At 38.0% G+C, this 1082-nt stretch carries 1 protein-coding gene; it reads right to left on the bottom strand.

The annotated features are described in order from the left end of the window. Positions 1 to 41: 41 nt before the first annotated feature. Positions 42 to 200: a hypothetical protein gene (locus GO988_RS23655; RefSeq protein WP_157570112.1), complete on the bottom strand. Its 159-nt coding sequence runs from the start codon at positions 198 to 200 to the stop codon at positions 42 to 44. Between the last annotated feature and the right edge of the window lie 882 nt (positions 201 to 1082).

The raw sequence follows: 1082 nt of genomic DNA, 5'->3' as shown, positions 1-1082 counted from the left end.
TCCGAAAGGTGTACCTTTCTGGCCTAGCCCGTCATAATGGTCTAGTATGCGTGGTTTCTAGCATGTAAAAAATGATTAAACGCTAACTTGCCAACATTACCAGGTTGAGGTGTCAATAAAATGCCTTTTAAAAGGTGGCCAGTCGCTTGCTGTATACAAACTGCTTCTTTCAAAACTGTAATTGGCAAACCAGTTTTCATAGAAGAAGCACTTATTTGCTTGAGAATCAATAGCTCCTAGTACCACTAAGAAGCAATTGTCCTTTAGTCCCTGAACTTCATGGTCTGGAAAACAATCGACTGCCTCCCGCTTCGTCACACCGGAAGCAAGGAGGTAGATAGTTGGGGTACTAGTTGACCAGTTTAACCCCGTTGAATTGGTTCTGACAAATACTTGTCGTTCAACAAGTAGTGAAGGGCTGTTGCGTTCGCCTAACAGGTTTTTGAAAAAATCCTTTATTTTGCTCATACAGTTTGCCAGTAAGACAAAAATCCTATAATAACCAGTCTTTCGAGTTAAGTAAAACCTACTACTTTTCCCAGATTTGTCCGAGACGACACGGATTGCTACACGTATCCAAAATGAATTAAAGGGAACTAATTATGTTGGAATTAATCCGTCCGGTTGTCAATAAGAAGTACTATGAAGCTTTTATGTTACCTTCTCATATTTCTGAGTACCGCTTTTCAATATTTTCAAAACTATGTAAGCGATTTCGAAAAAGTTGTTCGAAAAAAAAGTAGAGGCACTATGCCATGTATGATAGGTAATTTTGTTGATACTAAGGATAATAGCTCATTAATTGTAGGGGCCTTAGTTGTTGATAAAAACGTATATAGACCTGATGCTGATGGTTTCGTTCATCTAGAATTATTGCCTGGTAAACATGATTTATCCGCAAGGTTCTATGCTTACAGATTCGTGGATTCTAAAATAATAATCCATAATTCTGATTCTATTCAATTCACGTTTCATTTGACAAAATCAAATGAAATTTTGAAATAATGAAGTACTAAATCAGGCGCAGTGGCTTCTAACATACCCGCCAGTACACTACCGGTCATTCACTTGGCAAGCGGAAA

Source organism: Hymenobacter ginkgonis (assembly GCF_009755225.1).
Taxonomy (GTDB): Bacteria; Bacteroidota; Bacteroidia; order Cytophagales; family Hymenobacteraceae; genus Hymenobacter; species Hymenobacter ginkgonis.
Note: the sequence above shows the minus strand (reverse complement) of the source record. Positions and strands in the feature narration are given on the sequence as shown.

Coding starts and splice junctions, on each gene's coding strand:
- GO988_RS23655 (WP_157570112.1), bottom strand. CDS start 200: ATGAAAACTGGTTTGCCAATTACAGTTTTGAAAGAAGCAGTTTGTATA.